Raw genomic sequence first — 19,113 nt, 5'->3', positions numbered from 1 at the left:
CGGCCACTTCAAAAAAAAATTATTCGGTGATTAATTTAATAGAGAAACTGAAGCCAGTTGTTGTTTTGGAACATCAGTGCCAGCTTGGCGAAGGACCTGTGTGGGATTTTGAAAAACGAATAATTATTTGGATTGATATTTTGAAAGGGGAAATTCACGAACACAGTCCCGTTGAAAAATGGCACCGCGTTCTTCCGGTTCGTGAGATGATTGGATCGGTGGCGCTGTGCAAAGACGGCGATTTCATTGCGGCGCTTCAATCGGGTTTTGCCTTTATCAACAGGAGCAGCGGTGAGATAAAAAAAATAATAGACCCTGAAGAACATTTGTCCGGTAATCGTTTCAATGAAGGCAAATGCGATCCCGCCCGACGGTTTTTTGCGGGCACTATGTCGCTTTCGAAGCAGCAGAAGCAAGGAAGTTTTTACATGCTAAAAGCTGACGGTTCTGTTGAAAAGAAATTAGAAAATCTTTCTGTTCCAAATGGAATGGCCTGGAGTTTGGATCATCAAACTTTTTATCAAATTGATTCTCCCATATCAGAAGTTCGTTCTTATGACTATGATATCGGAACAGGAAATTTCAGCAACAAAAAAGTCATTATAAACATTCCCAAAGAAGACGGCGTTCCCGATGGAATGACCATCGATAATGAAGGCATGCTTTGGATTGCCCATTGGAACGGTTGGCAAATATCAAGGTGGAATCCGCACACAGGAAGAAAATTGGGTAGCGTTTCTTTACCGGTTGCGAACGTTACCTCCTGCACATTTGGCGGCGATGAACTGAATGACCTTTATATCACATCCGCAAGAGCAGGGCTTACTGAAACTGAGTTAAACGAACAGCCGCTTGCAGGATCTGTTTTCGTTTTAAAAAACAGTGGGTACAAAGGCGAAGAGGCTTTTGTTTTTAACCGGCATCAGTAGGCAAATTCCGGCGCGTTTAACTCAATGACCGGAATCGAAGGCATATTTAACAGTTGTGGTAAACCTAATCTTTTTGTTATGTCAGCACCGCAAAGACTGGCCATGAATAGCCTTCGCCTGAGACTGTACGGAACAATCGACTTCAAACGTTCACAATGACGAAAGAAATTTTTAAGGAGCACAAATCTGTTTACTACGAAAAACTTCCAACGCATGTTCATGTTACGGCGCACGAAGCGTCAAAAGCCGTTGCAAACGAGATAGCGGATTTGATTCGGGCCAAGCAACAAAAGGGCGAATACGCAGTTTTGGGTTTGGCTACCGGTTCTACACCCAAGCGGGTGTATGCCGAATTGGTGCGCATGCACAAAGAAGAAGGTTTACATTTTCAAAACGTTGTTACGTTCAATTTGGATGAATATTACGGCTTGCCTTCGGAGTCCTTACAAAGCTATCATCACTTCATGCAAGAGAATCTTTTTCGGCACGTTAACATCGCTCATGAATTTTGCTTCATACCGGACAGCGACATGCCGCAAGCATTGGTAAAAACGCATTGCGAGCAATACGAAAAAAAGATTGAAGAGTATGGAGGGATTGACTTTCAACTGCTAGGCATCGGTCGCAACGGCCACATTGGTTTCAACGAACCCGGGTCGCACAGTAGCTCGGTTACGCGTCTAATTACGCTTGACCCGATGACTCGCTCTGATGCGGCGGTTGAATTTGGTGGGCTTGCGGCCGTTCCCCGCAAAGCCATCACAATGGGAGTGAGCACCATTTTGAAAGCCAAACGAGTTGTGTTGTTGGCTTGGGGCGAACACAAAGCCGGCATCGTTAAACAAGCTGTGGAAGGTCCTGTCACAGAGTTTGTGCCGGCATCTTATCTGCAAGGTCACAACAATGCCTGTTTTGTGATTGACGAGACTGCGGCATCGGAGCTAACGCGAAAAAAAACGCCCTGGCTTACAGATACGGTGGTGTGGCATCAGCAGATGATTAAAAAGGCCGTTACGCATTTGGCCTTAACGGTAGGCAAGCCCGTTTTAAAACTTACCAACAACGACTACAACGAAAACGGCTTGAGCGATTTGTTGGTGCTTTACGGACAAGCGTACGACATCAATATCGAAGTTTTCAACTGGTTGCAACACACCATCACCGGATGGCCGGGTGGCAAGCCAAATGCCGACGACGACAACCGACCCGAGAGAGCCGAACCCGCAAAAAAACGCGTGGTGATTTTCTCGCCTCATCCAGACGATGACATCATTTCAATGGGTGGAACGTTTCAGCGATTGGTGGACCAGGGACATGAAGTGCACGTGGCGTATCAAACATCGGGCAACATTGCCGTTGCTGACGATGAAGCGTTTCGCTTTATTGAATTTGTAAAGGATTACAACGAGAAATTTGTGATAAGCTCACCGCGAGCCGTGGCGATGTTTGATGAAGCGGAAGCTTTTCTGAAAACAAAAAAGAACGGTGAAAAGGATATCCCTTCGTTGCGTTACGTAAAAGGATTGATTCGCCGCGGTGAAGCCAAAAATACCTGCCGCTTTGTTGGCATTCCAATGGAGCGGGTGCATTTTCTTGACCTGCCTTTTTATGAAACCGGCACCGTTGACAAAAATCCGTTCGGAACTGAAGACGTTGTCCTCATTGCGGCACTAATTGAAGCAGTACAACCACACCAGATCTATGCCGCCGGCGATTTGGCCGATCCCCACGGCACGCACAAAGTTTGTTTGGATGGAATCATTGCTGCATTAAATGGATTGAAAGAAAAACCGTTTATAAAAGATTGCTGGATTTGGCTCTACAAAGGTGCCTGGGCCGAGTGGGACATTGATCTCATTGAAATGGCCGTGCCCATGAGTCCCGACCAGGTACTGAAAAAGCGGGCCGGAATCTTTAAACATCAGTCGCAAAAAGACGGCGTTGTGTTTCAAGGCAGCGACAACCGCGAGTTTTGGCAACGGGCCGAAGACCGCAACAAGGCAACCGCCGACTTGTACAATAAATTGGGCCTTGCTGAATACGAAGCAATGGAGGCTTTTGTCCGTTGGCAGCAGTTTTAATTTTTTCATATAGCAAGCAATCGCCGGCCGTTGTTTCTACAGCGGCCTTTTACCTTAGGCATTCAGGTGGTTGATGCTGTAACTGTTAACGAATGACAAATTGCTGATTGTTCTTTTCGTGCAAAAGCGAATAAGGGCTGTCGAGGCAGAAGAAAAAGTAATCCATACAGCAAAACACAAAAAGAGTTTTTCGCAAACAGAATTTAGGGCTTTTGAATCTCGGCTGCAGGAATTTACAAAGATGTGATGTCCATGGCATCAACGTTTATGTTGAAAAAAAGATTTTTCGGTCCATTGTTTTAATTGAAGAAACTTGCAACTTTGAAATTATTCGCATTCATGTCAGGTAAGAGATTATATAGTATAGCGGCCTTCATCACTGCAATTATTATTGTGGTGGTCATTGTTATACCTGCACTTCATGGAGGCGAAAATTATCTATAACGACAACTAGAAAAATAGAAACCCGCCTCCAACGAGGCGGGTTTTTTTATGCGCTAAAATCAAAGCAATGCACCGAGTAAATTTTATGTACATCGTTGAAGCAGAAAAAAATGATGCCTTGTTAATCAGAATTCTTTCGGCAATTACCCGAAGGCGAATGCAGCTAATCTCGTTTCATTCCAACGTAAAATCGGGCGATGAACTCCTCCACGTCACGTTCACCGTTGAAGAAGGCAACGAGAGTGTGTTGAAGCTTTTAAAACAACTGGAAAAACAAATTGACATCACGTCCGTAAAATTTTTTGAACAACAAAACGAACCGGTATGCAAAACAGAACATCCAGAGAGCTTTTCGACCTTGTAAAAAGCCTGACCAAGTGTGAAAAGAAAAGTTTCAACCGTTATGCCAAACGAAACAGCAACAGCGAAAGCCTAAACGTCCTGGTAATTTTTAGGGTTCTTAATTCCATGGAGCAATACGATGAAAAGCTACTGGTGAGAAAAATGAAAGGCGTTCAGTGCCAGCAGCTACCCAGCTTAAAGGGGCATCTCTATAATCAAATTCTGGACAGCTTACGGATCGGCAAAAACGACGAGAGCATTTTACTGCAGCTTCACCAGCTAATGGAACACGCCAACATCTTGTATGCAAAAGGTTTTGTCGTACAAGCGGGAAAAGTTTTGAAACGCCTGAAGAACTTGGCATCGTCCCGCCACCAGGTATCGTTTCTGTTTCAAGCCTTGGTCATGGAAAAAAAGATTGAATTGATCTATGGCAGTTGTGAGCAAGCGAAGATAAAAAGTTTAAACAACGAGATGCAGGCTTGTAGCCACCAGTTACAGCTGATGGGGCAAATGTCCAATCAATCGATGCTTCTTTTTGGTCTTTATAAAAAATACGGTTCTGTCACAAATACGAAAGAAGAAGAAAATGTTGATGCAATATATGGGACGTACTCTAAGGTTGACGAAGAAAGTTTGTCGTTTTATCCCAAACTTTATTTCTTCCAAGCAAAGACTTACTATTATTTATTGAGAAGCCAGACCAACCTTTTCTTTCAATCAGCAAAGTGTTGGGTTGACCTTTTCTCGCAATATCCCGATATGGCCGAATTGGAATTAGTGCAATTTCAACGAGGCGCCTCTTATTTAAACGAAGCTGCGTTTCAACTACAGGCAAGAGCCACCCTCGTACAATCTGCTGAACTCCTGAAGCGGTCTCCGGATTTGTTTTACCCGCTTTTGGCTAAGATTAATTTTTTTCTGTTTGAGAAACATTATGATGCGAGCTTAATTGACCAAGTCTATATGTATGGAAAATCCCTGCAAAACCCCGAGAGGCAACTAAGGCTCTGTTACAAAGCCGCTCAACTTTGTTTGGTTGGCAACGACCACGGTAAGGTTCTGGATTTTACGCTTCTTGGGCTGAATCAAAAATCGGAGGCAAGAATTGATTTGCAATTCAAACTTCGCTTGATGCAAGTGGAGGCGCATAACAAACTAAGCAATTTTCGAATAACGGATTATTTGGAGCTGTCAACACATCGTTTTGCAAAACGCAACGGCTTGTTGAATGTGGGTCACGGTCTTTTATCTCCTTAGCAACGGGAAACTATTGACAACTGGCGAGATAGGCAGCAGGTTCAGTTTTTTGGTTAGACAACCACCGCTTGTGTATCCGTCGGGTGATAGCCTGTTTATTCTCTCTTTTGAGATAAGACGCTTTCGGCAACTTGGCGATATACCGCCTTGTTTAAAAGTTCTACTTATGTAAAGTGCTATTGATTTTCAAAAAGATTGTGTAGTTACAAGGTTTGCTGAAACGTGAAACCATGGTCTGTTGGGTTAGCTTATTCAGGCATGGGAATGCCATTAGCTGAGACATGCGAGCCGTCGGTGTACTTTTTATTTGCCATGTTCATGTCGCCGCGCCTTTCCCAGAGTTCTCTTATTTTTTGTCCGGCTTCTTCAGGGGTAATCTTAATGTAGCGATAGAAATCGCGCAAACTCTTATGCCCACTGATTTTCATAATTAACTCCACTGGTGTGCCGGCTAAAAATTCGTTCGTGCAGAACGAGCGCCTACAGGTATGCGACGTGATCCACTGGTACTTTGGTTTAACGGTAACAACGTCTTTGGTTCCTTTTTTGTGCGAAAATTTAATGGGTTGAGTTAGCCCAGCATATTTCGCGACTTCTTTGATGTACCAGTTAAAATCAGGATTGGTGATGTTGGGAATACGCTTGTTAAATTCATTGACAAAAATGTAATAGGCTTCGTCTTTGAGGGGAATGACAACCCAGCCATCGGACTTGCCCTGTTTTTTGTAAAGCATTTTATTTCTTACGTCGTTCGGTTCAATGGTGGAAAAATCGGAAAACCGCAATCCCGTAAGACAGCCAAAAACAAACAGCATCTGATACTTTCTTAAGTGTGGATGAGTGGATAAATCGGCACGGAAGATTTGCATGATTTCACGGGATGTTACATACACCGCATCTGCTTCTTCGTCCAGGATTTTGAAATCCTCCAAGTTGATGGGAGAGATGATTTTCTTCCGCATCCTGTTCCGAAGGAAGATGCGCAATTGCTTGATGATTTTTCCTGCAGAACTAAGCTTAAGACCTTTGACTTCTTCTTTTTTTCGTTTGTGAACATGGTGATACAGCAGGTACTCCACCAACTCTTCGTAAAAATTGTAGTCAATTTCTTCGAACTTAATTTCAGTTGCACGGTAGGTTTCAAAATCAAGCAACACCCCGCACACGTTGTTGAATACCTTCATCATGCCGGGTGTCACCTTTGTTTCTTTTGATTTGATGTACTCTTTGAACTGGAAGAAAAATTCAAGGTTGACTTTCTCCGCTTTCTTATGCAGTTCGATGGTAACGTTTTCAAGCGAGTCAATAAGAAATGCTGGGTGAAAGGTTTGTTTAACGAATTGTACGGGATCGGGATATTTTTTATCAAGCGCAAATTGAATGATGTCTTCTGCCAGTCGCAGGAGCCGTTGAAGTTCTTTGTTTAACGAAGCTGCTTGTCCGTATTCCTCCGGTAAATCTTCGGAAATGCGGCTGAATTTCTTTTGCCAGTACCTGGGTGGAATGGCAATTTCCGTGTTTAGCAAGGTCTTGTTGTCGGAGCTATAACAGTACTGAATAAAAATTATGGAAGTGCCGTCCCTTCGGACCTTCTTTTCAGAACAGATGAATTTAATCGGTAACAACATAATTAGTCGAATTTTTAGTCGAATTAAGTAGTGTTACTCTTTGTAAAGGTAGCGCGAAGAAAAAGGCAGCTTTGTTAGAATACCTTGAATACCAGCTTCTTATTGTCAAGGCTTGTAAACCACCGTAAGGTTCAAAAACCTTCAACACATCCCAGCGGGATCACGTAGATACTTTCAATTTGACTCAATCCCTTGCGATTCACCGGTGAACGCAGGGGATTTTTCTTTTGTAGTCTGGGAACAACTCACTTCTTGGAGTCATGCCCTGGCACGACGTTAGTCGCCGCTAGTTACTCATTTAATTTCTCATACTTTAGGCCAACAGTCATGGCACAGCCTGAACATAAACGGAAACGTAAAATCATCATCCCTATTGATACATATATTTCCAGAAGAAGATTCGTTTGTAATGATTTTTCACCGCTTGTAAGCATTTTTCACGGCAGAGATCTGCCGGAAGAGGGTTATCTGGCTGGCTATGCTGCTTTAATAAACTACTACGATTTGGCAGTACCGCTGCCTGACCGCTTAGCCTTGATTAGTCAAAAGCATAAGCAGTACACAAGGGACGAATGGACAATACAAACCCCAAGGCACCGGCCCGAAGATTCTGTTATGGGGCACTTAACCTTTGCTTTGAAGTACGAAGGCCTTGATCTCTGCGTCTTCAAAAAACTTTTTCAACAGATTGAGCAAAGCGAATGGCTAAACTGGATCAGCAAGGAACCTACCGGTCAGTATAGCCGGCGCATTTGGTTTCTTTACGAATGGCTAACGGCGCAAAAACTGCCCCTGCCCGATGCTGCTTCGGGTAACTACATTGACTTACTGGACGAGAGCCTGCAGTACGGCGCTGCCGCCGATCCTTCCAAACGTCACCGGGTTCGAAACAATCTTCCCGGCGTGCCGGAATTTTGCCCCTTGGTACGTCGCACGAAAAAACTGGACGATTTCCGGGCCCGAAACCTTTCGGATCGGATTAAAAAGATGATCGGTAAAATCCATCCTGATGTAATGGCGAGAACGGCGGCCTTTCTTTTATTAAAAGATTCGAAGGCATCATACGCCATTGAAGGAGAGCAGCCGCCGCAGAACAGAATCCAACGTTGGGGCAGGGCCATCGGGCAGGCAGGGCAAAAAGCGCTTTCCGAAGAAGAATTACTCCGGTTGCAACAAGTGGTTATTGACAATCCTCGGTTTACGAAAATGGGTTGGCGCACCCATGGCGGTTTTGTAGGAGACCACGACAGGCGTCACGGTACACCGCTGCCGGAACACGTTTCGGCAAAACGGGAAGCGGCCGTTGCTTTACAGATTTTTCAATGAGGAGGCATCTGTGCGGACAAGGCGGCAATGTCTATTTTCCAGAATACGGAAACCACCACAACTCCCGCACCATCGTAACGCAACTAGTTAAAAAATCAAATTGTCCATCCATACCGTTGCTTTAACCATTCCCAGAGTGCGGCATAGCAATAAATTTGACGTCATTCTTTCTTTGTTGCGCTGGGCTACTGGTTGCATTGATGTTTCTGCACGTGTGATGACGGTAATAAAGAAACGTGTTTGAATTAAGAAAACAGGTTGTTGGAATGGAAAAACTTATCGGTTGCTTTATTGCTTGTTGTTTCTTTTTCGCGGAAAAAAGTTCAGGACAAATTAAAACGCTAAAAAGCCCGGATGGAAGTATTGCGTTAAAACTTCAAACAGGAAACAGTGTAGACGAGCCACTTGCGTATCAGCTTTTTTGCGGCGATAAGTCTGTGATCAATGCGGGCAAATTAAAATTGAACACCGGCAACACACTAAAACTGCAATTACAGAAAGCCCATCTCACGAAAGTTCGCAGCCAGTGGAAAACCGTTTACGGCGAAAGAAAATTCATACCGGAAAATTATAATCAACTAAAACTTTTATTTGATTCCGATGAGGACAGCCGCCTTCGATTGACGCTTCTACTGAGGGTTTACAACGAAGGCTTCGCTTATCAGTACACCCTTCATCAAAAAGGAGAAATTGTTTTAAAAAACGAATCATCAGCATTCGGCTTGCCGGATAATGCAACGGCTTGGGTGAGTTCAACGGCGCAGGGCATACTTACCGAAAAAAAGATTCGCGATATCAAGGACGTTGCAGAACGACCCTTAACCATTCGATTAACCGACAGCTTGTACCTGGCATTGGGTGAAGCAGGACTCGTTGATTTTGCGCGGATGAAGTTTACATCCGATAACGCCGGCGGTTTGCTAACCAAACTGGATGGTGAAACAAAAGCGTTGAAAGAATTGAGAAGTCCGTGGCGGTATGTGCTCGTTGGTAACTCACCCGCCGATCTGTTGCAAAAGAATTACCTACTGTTGAATTTGAATGTACCCAATCAAATGGAGGATACAAAATGGATTCAGCCCGGCAAGGTTTTGCGTGAAGTGACGTTGACGACTACTGGCGCTTATCGCACAATAGATTTTGCAGCCGCTCACAACATTCGCTACATCTTGTTTGATGCGGGTTGGTACGGAAGAGAAGACCACGACACGTCTGATGCATCAAGGGTTTCCCTCGATCCCTTGCGTTCGAAAGGCCCATTGGATTTACACGATGTGATTCGCTACGGCAATGCAAAAGGCGTGGGTGTTATTTTATACGTTAATCGCCGTGCGTTGGAAAAACAACTGGATTCCTTGCTGCCTTTGTATCGTTCATGGGGCGTTAAAGGTTTGAAGTTTGGCTTTGTGCAGGTGGGTTCGCAACGGTGGACATCGTGGTTGCACGAGGCCATTCGCAAGTGCGCTCAATATCATATGATCGTTGATGTTCACGACGAATACCGTCCCACCGGTTACAGTCGCACCTATCCAAATTTGTTGACACAGGAAGGCATCCGCGGCGACGAAGAAAGTCCCTTCACCGAACACTCCATCACTTCTTTGTTTACGCGAATGATTGCCGGCGCAGCCGACAACACCAATTGTTACTTCACCAGTCGGGTTGATAAAATGGGATCGCATACGGCACAGATGGCAAAGGCGGTTTGTATTTACAGTCCCTTGCAATTTTTGTATTGGTACGATCATCCAAAATTTGAAACGACGACTGGTGCAAAGGATGGCGAAATTCTGGAGGTTCCGGAACTGAACTGGTATACTACGTTGCCCACGACCTGGGATGAAACGCGAGTGCTGGATGGCGACATGCAGGACTTTGCAACCATAGCACGCAAGAAAGGTTCGCAATGGTTTGTTGGTTCGCTTAACGGCACAAAACCTAGAGTAGTTCAACTTCCGTTGCAGTTTCTCGACAAAGGAAAAAAATACGTTGCTACTATTTATTCGCACGATACATCGTTACAAACAGCCACGCATGTCAGAATAAAAACAATGAACGTTGATGCTGGATCAACACTGCGTTTACCCATTGGAAGTAGAGATGGAATTGCCGTACACATTATGCCCGAGTAAAAGAAAATGTATTCATGACCGGAATCTTAAAAGCTAAGACGCTTTGCGTTGTTTGTTTGCTGCTGTTGTGGTCTGCTGCACTCTTTGCGCAAACGCCGGATACTTCTGTTTCAGTCAAGTTGGATCATCCCGAATGGAAATACAACGTCGGTGAAAAAGCTTTTTTCTCAATCGCTGTTCAGTGTGATGGAAAGGAAATGGCCAACACCGTTGTGCACGTAGAAATTGGTCCCGAAAAAATGCAGCCTTTCGTTTCCAAAGACACATTGCTTAAAAATGGACGCCTGATCATAAATGGCGGAACGCTTGCGCAGCCGGGCTTTTTGCGTTGCACCGTTACGGCAAAAATAGACGGGAAACTTTACAAAGGAATGGCCACGGCTGCCTTTTCGCCGGAGAGTATTGTTGCAACCGCGCAACTGCCAACAGACTTTGCTGCGTTTTGGAAAAATACCATCGAACAAGCAAGGAAAATTTCATTCAATACACGAATGACGCTTTTGCCGGATAGAAGCACAAGTGTTTTGAATGTTTACGAAGTTTCCATTCAAAGCTACCGGTCCGGATCACGATTGTACGGCATCTTGTGTGTGCCAAAAAAAGATGGACATTATCCAGTTGTATTGAAGGTTCCGGGTGCCGGCGTTCGTGCTTACCGCGGTGACACGGCTTTGGCTGAAAAGGGCGTCATTACATTCGAGATCGGCATTCACGGTATACCGGTTACCTTGCCCAACGAAGTGTATTACAACCTTGCATTCGGGCCGTTGTACGAATATTATTTCGCAAACATCAACAACAGGGATCAATATTATTACAAACGCGTTTATGCGGGTTGCGTTCGCGCCGTTGATTTTCTTTTGTCCTTGCCGCAGGCAGACAGTTCACGTGTGGCCGTTTACGGCGGAAGCCAGGGCGGCGCTTTGGCAATTGTAACAGCAGCCTTGCATGAAAAGGTTCGCTACGTAGCAGCATTGTACCCGGCTTTAAGTGACCTTACTGGTTATTTGCACGGAAGGGCAGGAGGGTGGCCGCATGTGTTTAGTCCATCACTACATGCCGCTTACGAAAATCCGGATGCAATAAAAACGGCAGGTTATTACGACGTCGTAAACTTTGCCCGTTTATTGAACGTGCCGGGATGGTACTCCTGGGGATACAACGACGAAACCTGTCCACCCACGACGGCCTACGCGGTTTACAACAACATTCACGCACCAAAGCAATTGCTTGTTACAAAAGAAACCGGTCACTGGATGTCGCCCTTGCAGGCGGAAGAAGTCAGCCGCTGGCTTTTGAATGTGTTACAGGCCGGACAATAAGAAGGATTTGCTGTGCAGGGGTTGATAATGTTTTCCGGACAGCAATCAATATATTCGGCCCATGTTACGGAAGTCACCGGTTGCGCAGCGAAAGAAAGACGGATTCAAGGGGCAGAAAGCCATCGTGTTGCCAGGGAAGATTGTGCAAAGCTGTGAGGACTCGCCTTTGATCAGCAACCTCTTTATAACAGACATCGGCTTCTACCCAAAAGCAAAATTTCATTACCGCAAACGGTCTGTTGGCATTTCGCAGCACATTCTTATTTACTGTGTTGACGGCAAAGGATGGGTGCAGCTTGACGGCCAGGAATACGACGTAAAGTCAGGACAATATTTTGTCGTTCCCGCAGAAATGGTTCACCAATATGGTTCCGACGAAGATGCACCGTGGTCTATTTACTGGTTGCATTTCAAAGGACGGTTGGCTAACGATTATACATCGCAATTAACCAGGAATAAAACAAAGTTTGTCGCCTCGGTTAATTTTTCGGAAGAACGCACCCGCTTGTTCGACTCGATGTATGCAACGCTGGAAAATGGTTATAGTGCCGATAACCTTGGCTACATAAACATGTGTCTGTGGTATTTTCTTTCTTCGTTTTGTTACGACGATATTTTTCACGTGCCGTCCGGCAATGCGGAAAAAGATGCGATTGATTTGTCAATTGAGTTCATGCAGCAGAACATAGAGCATACGCTTTCGTTGCGGGAACTCGCTGCAGAAGCGCATATCTCTCCCTCGCACTACGCTGCTTTGTTTAAAAAGAAGACAGGTTATCCGCCGCTGGAATATTTCAATCACATCAAGGTGCAGAAAGCCTGTCAATACCTGCATTTTACAAACCTGCAGATAAAAGAAATTGCGTACAAAGTCGGCATCTGCGATCCCTATTATTTTTCCCGCTTCTTCAGCAACATCATGGGCGTGTCGCCGCTGGAATACCGCAACCGCAAGCATTAAACAAAAGAGAAACCTTGTTCTGTTTTACAGGGCCTTACAAACCTTAAAAGCCACGCTGCTACACGATAATTAAAATAAAAGACCATCCGAAAAGGATGTGATAAACACTCGCAACTATTGCTTCCTGTACCCTAAGATTTTGCTCTTCTCTTCTCCCTTCTTCCTTGATTGCGACATATCGCAATCATAGTATTGTCCATCTACAAAGTTATTTCTCACATTCTTTTTCGGTGGCCGCCTAAATAGATTTGCTGGCATATTTGATTGCTTTACGTTTTCTTTTTCACGATAACCTTAATTCGACGATTGGCTGTTATTCAATTGGATTTTTATCGTTCCCGCGTTGCGTTTTACGAACGAACGGTTGTATAAAACAAAACTTGCTTACATGAACACGTCTTTTCAAATCCTTTATTTTAATGCTGATGTTATGAATCATCTTCCTCAAAAGATCAAGCTTGCCCTTGCCGGTAAGTTTGTGGTTTTATTGACTGCTTTGCTATTTGTATCAAATTGCCTTTTTGCGCAGCAAATCACTGTTCGCGGTAAAGTGCAGGAGGCCGGAACGCTGACACCGCTTGTTGGCGCAACGGTTTCTGTAAACGGAAAAGCCGGCGGAACTATCACCGGTCCTGGCGGCGCCTTTAGTATCAAGGCTTCCGTTGGTGATCAACTTTCGGTGGAACATATTGGCTATACAAAAGCAACGGTGCCCGTAAACAATTCAGGACAAATCACCATAACGCTGGAAGTTTCCGTGCAAACGCTGGACGATGTGGTGGTTGTGGGTTACGGCACGCAAAAAAAGAAAGATCTCACCGGCGCTATTGCTTCGGTTAAGCTGGAAAATTCACCTCTTGCCAATTTGCCTAACGTCAACCTGTTGGACGCGTTGAAAGGCTCGGTGCCAGGTTTAGACATCGGCACTGTTAACGCTGCCGGCAGCAATCCAAGCATCAATATTCGCGGACAAAATTCAATCAGTGCGTCTAACTCACCACTTATCATTCTCGATGGCGTTGTGTTCCTGGGAAGCTTTAATGAAATAAATCCCGCAGACATTGCCACGGTTGATGTTTTAAAAGACGCAAGTGCCAGTGCTATTTATGGTTCGCTTGCTGCGAATGGCGTGGTTTTAATTACCACCAAACGTGGCAAAACAGAGAAGCCAACAATCTCATTGGCCGCGAATGCCGGTACGCAAGCGCCTACTAACCGGCCAGACATGTTGACCCCGGATGGATACATTCAACTACGTAAGGACCGCTTTTTGGCCGACAATCCAAACAGTGTTTACGACATCAATACAAATCTTCCACTGTACGAACTGGAAGCCTACAAAAAAGGCCTAACCGTAGATTGGACGAAGGAAATTACCCGAACCGCGCCGTTTAAAAATTTTACATTGAGTGTAGCCGGCGCGACCAACCGGTTTAATTATTACGTGTCGGGTGAATACATGGATCAAAAAGGAATTGCGGTCGGCGATCAATTTCGCCGTTATACTTTTCTTGCCAAAATGGAATCCAGAATTACTGATTGGTTAAGAACCGGGTTAAATGTTGGTTTTACATATAAGAATGCAGACGGCATTTCCGCTGATTACAATTTAGCGACCATTGCCAGCCCGTACGGTTTTAAATATGTGCATGACAGAGGAACTGCGGCGCTGGGCTTTGAAAATTTTCCGGATCAGTTCGAACGCTATCCACAGGGGCAGACGACGACGTCAAACCCATTGTGGAACACGCAACAATATAATGAAGACCGCAACCAGAATTACCGCAGCATCGCCTTTGCACGCATTGATGCTCCGTGGGTGAAAGGTCTATCGTACACGTTCAACTATTCAATCAACAGGTGGGAAGGCCATTCGGCGAACTTCCAGCACGAAAACATGTTCGTCAACACGATGTTGTTAAGCGAACTTTCTTCGCCCACATCACACCTCGTGGATGCGAACGGCAACAAATCAAATCCAACAAGAACCGATTGGTACCTGAACCACTTGGTTAATTTTAAAAGACTCGTTGGCGACCACTCTTTTGATGTGACCTTGCTGGAAGAAGAACAGAGCCGCTCAACCACCAACTTGGTTATTACGGCCAAAGACTTTTCCGGTTCGGGCAGTTCTGTGTTGGGAAGTAACGCACTTGAACTTGGCAATCCGGCCAACTATTCCGTGAATACAGACGCCGGCAAGCTGAATCAAATGGCTTCCCTGGCGCGTTTGAATTATGCGTACAAAGGAAAGTATCTCGCCAGCTTTTCCATTCGGCAAGACGGCTATTCTGGTTATGCCGAAGGCCACAAGTACGGCGTCTTCCGGGCCGGCGCCGTTGCCTGGAGCATTGGAGAAGAGCCGTACATCCGTCGCAACTACAAATACATTGACAACCTGAAGCTGCGCTTGTCCTACGGCGAAAACGGAAATCCATCCATCGGCGCTTACCAAACATTCCCCACCATCAACGCAAACAATACCATTCTTCTTGGCGGCACAACGCAACGCGTTGTTTTCCTAAACAACCTGGCAAACAAAAACCTGAACTGGGAAAAAACAACGGCGTTGAACCTTGGGCTTGACTTTGGAATTTTCAAGAACTTCCTGAGCGGCACCATCAACGTTTACAATTCCAACACGACCGATCTTTTGCTCACAAGGGCCATTCCCATCATGAACGGATTTACTACGGTGTTGGACAACATTGGCAAGGTGAATAACAAAGGCGTTGAACTGCAATTGAATTTGCAGGCCGTTCGTTCGCGGGAGTTTACCTGGAGCACGGGTTTCAACTTCTGGCTGAACCGGAACAAAATTGTTAGCTTGTACGGACTGGATGCGAACAAAGACGGAAAAGAAGACGATGACGTGGCCAACTCTCGCTTTATCGGCAAATCGCTTGGCGCAGTATATACTTATGTTATGGACGGCATCATTCAAAAAGACGATGCGGCCTTCATTGCTGTGTACGGCGGAAAACCCGGCGACATCAAGTTTCGTGATTTGAACAACGACGGAAAAATTGATGCGAATGACCGCACAATCGTTGGCTACAGTAAGCCAAACTTTACAATGACCCTGTCAAACACGCTTGCCTACAAAGGTGTGGAACTTTACTTCCTCTTTAATTTTATTGCCGGCGGCGGTAAAGACAACTGGTACCTTGGTAACAATACCTACGCCTATTACCCGAACGCACTTTACGGCGGAACAGCGGCAACCTGGTTGAACAAACCTTACTGGACGCCGAATAATCCATCCAATACGGTAACCAGCGTTAATTACAACAACTCGGCTTACGGTTATTCTTTCCCGAACGGAAGACAGTTTGTACGGTTGCAGGATGTGGCTTTGTCTTACACCATTCCTTCGTCCATTTTAAGCAGGGCACACATTTCAGCCATGAAGGTGTACGTATCGGGTAAAAACCTGGCTACGTTTACCAATTGGGAAGGACTGGACCCCGAAACCGCCACCACCTTTGCGGGTTCTGGTTCCGGACTGCCCACGTTCCGCATCATCACCTTCGGTTTGAATGCAAGTTTCTAATGCCACATTTCAACTCTTAAAAATTCAGAAATGAAAAAGATATTTTTTGTCGTCCTTGCAGCAATTGCTCTTCCATTTGCCGGTTGTAAAAAGGATGCTTTCCTGCGCGAAAAGCCTGAGGACTTCCTAACTATCGACAATGCCTTTTTAAACGCTGCGCAGTTTCGCACAGGATTAAACTATTTGTACTATCGCCTGCGAGAGAATTACATTTTAGATGATGGTGATCAGCGTACCGTGCAATTTGGCAGCGGAGCCGACATCAACTTCAGCCAAAACGATCAAAACGTTTGGACCAACTATTCGTATTTAAACGGCAACGCCGGCTGGTTAAAAGACTTGTTTAACCGCCAGTATGAAATGATCAACAATGCCAACAACATTTTAAAGCAGTCGGAAAATCCCGATGTAAAGTGGGCAAGCAATACGGAGAAGTTGCAAATTCAGGCCGAGGCCCGTTTCTTCAGAGCTTGGGGCTATCGCTTCTTATCTGAAATGTGGGGCGACATGCCCTTGATTACCGAACCGGTTACCGTACCCAATCTGGCTTACAGCCGCGATCCCCGCGAAAAAGTCTATGCACAATGCGTTGAAGATTTCAAATTCGCTGCGGAGAACCTTCCCAAAACCACAAGCGAAGTTGGCAAATTAGTTAGCGGTGCGGCTTATCATTTTCTTTCCGAAATGTACATAGCCCTTGCCGATGAACGCGGCGGCGCCGATAAGTCACTTTATCAGGCGTCGGTAGATGCGGCCAGCAAGGTAATCAACAGCGGCGATTACCGCCTGATGACATCTCGTTTTGGTTACCGCTCTTCAATTCCCGGCAAAGACGCTTTTTGGGATATGTTTCAAATGACGAAAGAAGACGGAACCACCAATTACAGTTACCAGGGCGGTAATAAAGAATCGCTCTTTATCATTCATCTCGACAAGTTCAAAACAGGCGGCTTGCCGCCCCAGTTGAGTACCCGTTCCGACCAGGAAAGACAATACTGGCCGGCCATGTGGGGCTACACCAAATTTGGCTTTACCGGTGTTGCTTACGACTGGATGGGCCGCGGTGTGGCCTGGGTTCGGCCAACGAGTTATTTTCTTTATGACTTGTGGGCAAAATCAGGACCGGAAGATACACGCAACGCGGAATGGAACATTAACCGTGTATTAAAAGTTCCAAACCCGAACGGTACCTATCAGGATTTACCCGATCCAAGCAGAAACTGGCCAACCGCGCCGCAAGTAATTACGACTTTAAGCGGCGCAACCATCACCGTACAATTGCATCCCGGTGACACCATTCGGAAAGATTGGTTGGTAACCCGCGAAGACACCATGCAACGCTGGTATCCAAGAGTCATGAAAATGGGTTCTGACTGGCATTACACCACTGACCCAAGCAACTCTTTTGTGCAGGATTATTACGTAGCCCGTTTGGCGGAAACGTATTTGTTAAGGGCAGAAGCTTATTTGAAACTGGGCGACCTGTCGAATGCGGCGGCTGATATAAACACGGTAAGAGCCCGTTCCAATGCGAAGCCCGTGGCTCCAGGCAACGTTGACATTGATTACATTTTGGATGAAAGAGGACGTGAGCTTTACGGCGAAGAACTGCGAACGCTTACGCTTTGCCGGTTGAAGTTGTACAACAGCCGTACAAAGCGTTTTGGTTATTCTGTGTGCGCAAGCACCATTGATGCAAGCACTTTAAAAAATAACCTGTTTCCTATTCCGCAATCCGTTATTGATGCCAATTATCTGCGGTTGTTTCCACAAAACTAATAGCCGGCTAAACTAATTCTGAACCATACATCATTGCAATATGAAAAGAACTCACGGTCTATTTTATCTAGCGTTTCTGCTTGGTATTACTTCATTTTTTTCGTGTAAAAAATTTGAAGCACCCACGCAACCGATGACGCCTATCAACGTTGGCAGTACGGATTCCTACGCCTCCTTGCCGGAAAATTCAATGCTCTCCATTCCCATCAAATACAACAGTACCTGCGATTCGGGCATTGCCAGTGCCGTTTATAAAGTGGTAAACAACCGCGCAAGCGACATTACCCTGGTGCAAAGCCCCGGCGTACCCATTTCGTTTAACGGCAAAGTGATAGACACGACCATAAAAGTGCCCGTAAGAAAGGGCCTGATGTCCGTGGTCATCATCATCAACGACAAGTGCGGCCACATTAGTTCAAAAAGTGTTGATGTAAAAAGCGTCGTGCCTTCTTCTTCCACGGTTAAGACCTTGACCAACGTAGTCATGTCAACAGATCCGGCAGACAATCAGAACTTTTTTTCGTTCTATGAACCGACACCCGTATTCGGTCAGGCGGTAGCGCTGACAAAACAATCAAGGATTGATTTTATCGCGATCAATATGAGCGGCGCCAGATTTATTGCAACCAACGCTTATGCAGCCGATGCCAATTATTACAACGCATCGAAAGGTGCCCTGGCAGGATTCACCACCCTTAACTATACCTTTTTATCAGCCACCAAAGCCTACGTGAACAGTGCGAATTTTGATGCGATTTCTACCGAAGCTGATCTTGCAAAATACCTGCAGGATACCGTGATTGCCATTTCGCCTTTGGGCGGTGCAAACTACAACATCATTAATGCCGACCGCCGCGTGTCGGATGTTTACGGCGTAAGCAACACCACAAAAGGTTTTGTCATTGGGTGGGGCTATCGTTCGCACCCAACGGCAACGGCGGCTATTCTAACCGAATCCTTTGCATTGGTTCTGGTTAAATCAGTAACGCAAAAGGCAAACGGACAATATGTAATTACGTTCGATATTAAGGGGCCGGCTGCCGATCAACGAGCTGCTTACAGTGCCACAACCATTGCTCCGTATGCGCCTTACCCTCTTTAGCGAAGGATGGTTTCTTAAAAGCGTTCAAGTTGAAGAGCTGCCTTGGTTGCAATGCCCCTTCAACCATTCTTGTTCTTTCGTCACAAAGCAGTCTGCAAGCCGTTGATTTCGCAGCAATCCTTCCGATGGGTTGCTGCTTTCAACAGCGCAGCAAGTCTGCAGGTTTTTCTTTCGCACATGATCATTCAACCGCGTTGCCCCTTTTCTATTGCTGGCGAAAAGGATTGCACATGCCCGGCTGGCTTGGATGATTA

At 45.5% G+C, this 19,113-nt stretch carries 12 protein-coding genes; 11 read left to right on the top strand and 1 reads right to left on the bottom strand.

The window, feature by feature from the left end; translation table 11 throughout:
* Positions 1–26: 26 nt before the first annotated feature.
* The 4 genes from FSB75_RS10525 (at position 27) to FSB75_RS10510 (ending at position 5,056) form a co-directional block, all read left to right on the top strand.
* Positions 27–929 carry an SMP-30/gluconolactonase/LRE family protein gene (locus FSB75_RS10525; protein WP_227990552.1) on the top strand — a complete coding sequence of 301 codons (903 nt, stop codon included), beginning with the start codon at positions 27–29 and terminating at the stop codon, positions 927–929.
* 155 nt (positions 930–1,084) lie between these two features.
* A complete protein-coding gene (gene nagB / locus FSB75_RS10520) occupies positions 1,085–3,010 on the top strand; it encodes a glucosamine-6-phosphate deaminase (protein WP_146786760.1) in 1,926 nt (641 codons plus the stop codon).
* Between the two features lie 511 nt (positions 3,011–3,521).
* On the top strand, positions 3,522–3,818 hold the full coding sequence (locus FSB75_RS10515; protein WP_146786757.1) for an ACT domain-containing protein: 297 nt from the start codon (positions 3,522–3,524) through the stop codon (positions 3,816–3,818).
* Positions 3,779–5,056 carry a hypothetical protein gene (locus FSB75_RS10510; RefSeq protein WP_146786754.1) on the top strand — a complete coding sequence of 426 codons (1,278 nt, stop codon included), beginning with the start codon at positions 3,779–3,781 and terminating at the stop codon, positions 5,054–5,056. Before FSB75_RS10515 ends, FSB75_RS10510 begins: the two co-directional genes overlap by 40 nt.
* A gap of 248 nt (positions 5,057–5,304) precedes the next feature.
* Here the strand turns inward: FSB75_RS10510 and FSB75_RS10505 are convergent, their stop codons facing one another.
* Positions 5,305–6,684 (bottom strand): site-specific integrase, encoded by a 1,380-nt coding sequence (locus tag FSB75_RS10505; RefSeq protein ID WP_146786751.1) that lies wholly within the window; start codon positions 6,682–6,684, stop codon positions 5,305–5,307.
* Between the two features lie 192 nt (positions 6,685–6,876).
* Here FSB75_RS10505 and FSB75_RS10500 point away from each other — a divergent pair, with 192 nt between their 5' ends.
* The 7 genes from FSB75_RS10500 (at position 6,877) to FSB75_RS10470 (ending at position 18,859) form a co-directional block, all read left to right on the top strand.
* A complete protein-coding gene (locus FSB75_RS10500) occupies positions 6,877–8,010 on the top strand; it encodes a hypothetical protein (RefSeq protein WP_146786748.1) in 1,134 nt (377 codons plus the stop codon).
* A 266-nt stretch (positions 8,011–8,276) separates the two neighbouring features.
* Positions 8,277–10,142 carry a glycoside hydrolase family 97 protein gene (locus FSB75_RS10495; RefSeq protein WP_146786745.1) on the top strand — a complete coding sequence of 622 codons (1,866 nt, stop codon included), beginning with the start codon at positions 8,277–8,279 and terminating at the stop codon, positions 10,140–10,142.
* Positions 10,143–10,156: 14 nt separating this feature from the next.
* Positions 10,157–11,464: an acetylxylan esterase gene (locus FSB75_RS10490; RefSeq protein ID WP_146786742.1), complete on the top strand. Its 1,308-nt coding sequence runs from the start codon at positions 10,157–10,159 to the stop codon at positions 11,462–11,464.
* Between the two features lie 61 nt (positions 11,465–11,525).
* Positions 11,526–12,425, top strand: a complete 900-nt coding sequence (locus FSB75_RS10485) for an AraC family transcriptional regulator (protein WP_146786739.1) — start codon at positions 11,526–11,528, stop codon at positions 12,423–12,425.
* A 388-nt stretch (positions 12,426–12,813) separates the two neighbouring features.
* Positions 12,814–15,978, top strand: a complete 3,165-nt coding sequence (locus FSB75_RS10480) for a SusC/RagA family TonB-linked outer membrane protein (protein ID WP_146786736.1) — start codon at positions 12,814–12,816, stop codon at positions 15,976–15,978.
* A gap of 30 nt (positions 15,979–16,008) precedes the next feature.
* Complete coding sequence (locus tag FSB75_RS10475; protein ID WP_146786733.1) at positions 16,009–17,757, top strand: RagB/SusD family nutrient uptake outer membrane protein; 1,749 nt, start codon at positions 16,009–16,011, stop codon at positions 17,755–17,757.
* A gap of 133 nt (positions 17,758–17,890) precedes the next feature.
* Positions 17,891–18,859: a hypothetical protein gene (locus FSB75_RS10470; RefSeq protein ID WP_146786730.1), complete on the top strand. Its 969-nt coding sequence runs from the start codon at positions 17,891–17,893 to the stop codon at positions 18,857–18,859.
* The last annotated feature ends 254 nt before the right edge of the window (positions 18,860–19,113 follow it).

It is taken from the genome of Flavisolibacter ginsenosidimutans, from assembly GCF_007970805.1.
Taxonomy (GTDB): domain Bacteria; phylum Bacteroidota; class Bacteroidia; order Chitinophagales; family Chitinophagaceae; genus Flavisolibacter; species Flavisolibacter ginsenosidimutans.
This window is presented reverse-complemented; position numbering and strand designations above follow the sequence as displayed.

Excerpts from the sequence above, each read along its gene's own strand:
- nagB (WP_146786760.1), top strand. The coding sequence starts at position 1,085 with ATGACGAAAGAAATTTTTAAGGAGCACAAATCTGTTTACTACGAAAAA.
- FSB75_RS10515 (WP_146786757.1), top strand. The coding sequence starts at position 3,522 with ATGCACCGAGTAAATTTTATGTACATCGTTGAAGCAGAAAAAAATGAT.
- FSB75_RS10510 (WP_146786754.1), top strand. The coding sequence starts at position 3,779 with ATGCAAAACAGAACATCCAGAGAGCTTTTCGACCTTGTAAAAAGCCTG.
- FSB75_RS10505 (WP_146786751.1), bottom strand. The coding sequence starts at position 6,684 with ATGTTGTTACCGATTAAATTCATCTGTTCTGAAAAGAAGGTCCGAAGG.
- FSB75_RS10495 (WP_146786745.1), top strand. The coding sequence starts at position 8,277 with ATGGAAAAACTTATCGGTTGCTTTATTGCTTGTTGTTTCTTTTTCGCG.
- FSB75_RS10490 (WP_146786742.1), top strand. The coding sequence starts at position 10,157 with ATGACCGGAATCTTAAAAGCTAAGACGCTTTGCGTTGTTTGTTTGCTG.
- FSB75_RS10485 (WP_146786739.1), top strand. The coding sequence starts at position 11,526 with ATGTTACGGAAGTCACCGGTTGCGCAGCGAAAGAAAGACGGATTCAAG.
- FSB75_RS10480 (WP_146786736.1), top strand. The coding sequence starts at position 12,814 with ATGAACACGTCTTTTCAAATCCTTTATTTTAATGCTGATGTTATGAAT.
- FSB75_RS10475 (WP_146786733.1), top strand. The coding sequence starts at position 16,009 with ATGAAAAAGATATTTTTTGTCGTCCTTGCAGCAATTGCTCTTCCATTT.
- FSB75_RS10470 (WP_146786730.1), top strand. The coding sequence starts at position 17,891 with ATGACGCCTATCAACGTTGGCAGTACGGATTCCTACGCCTCCTTGCCG.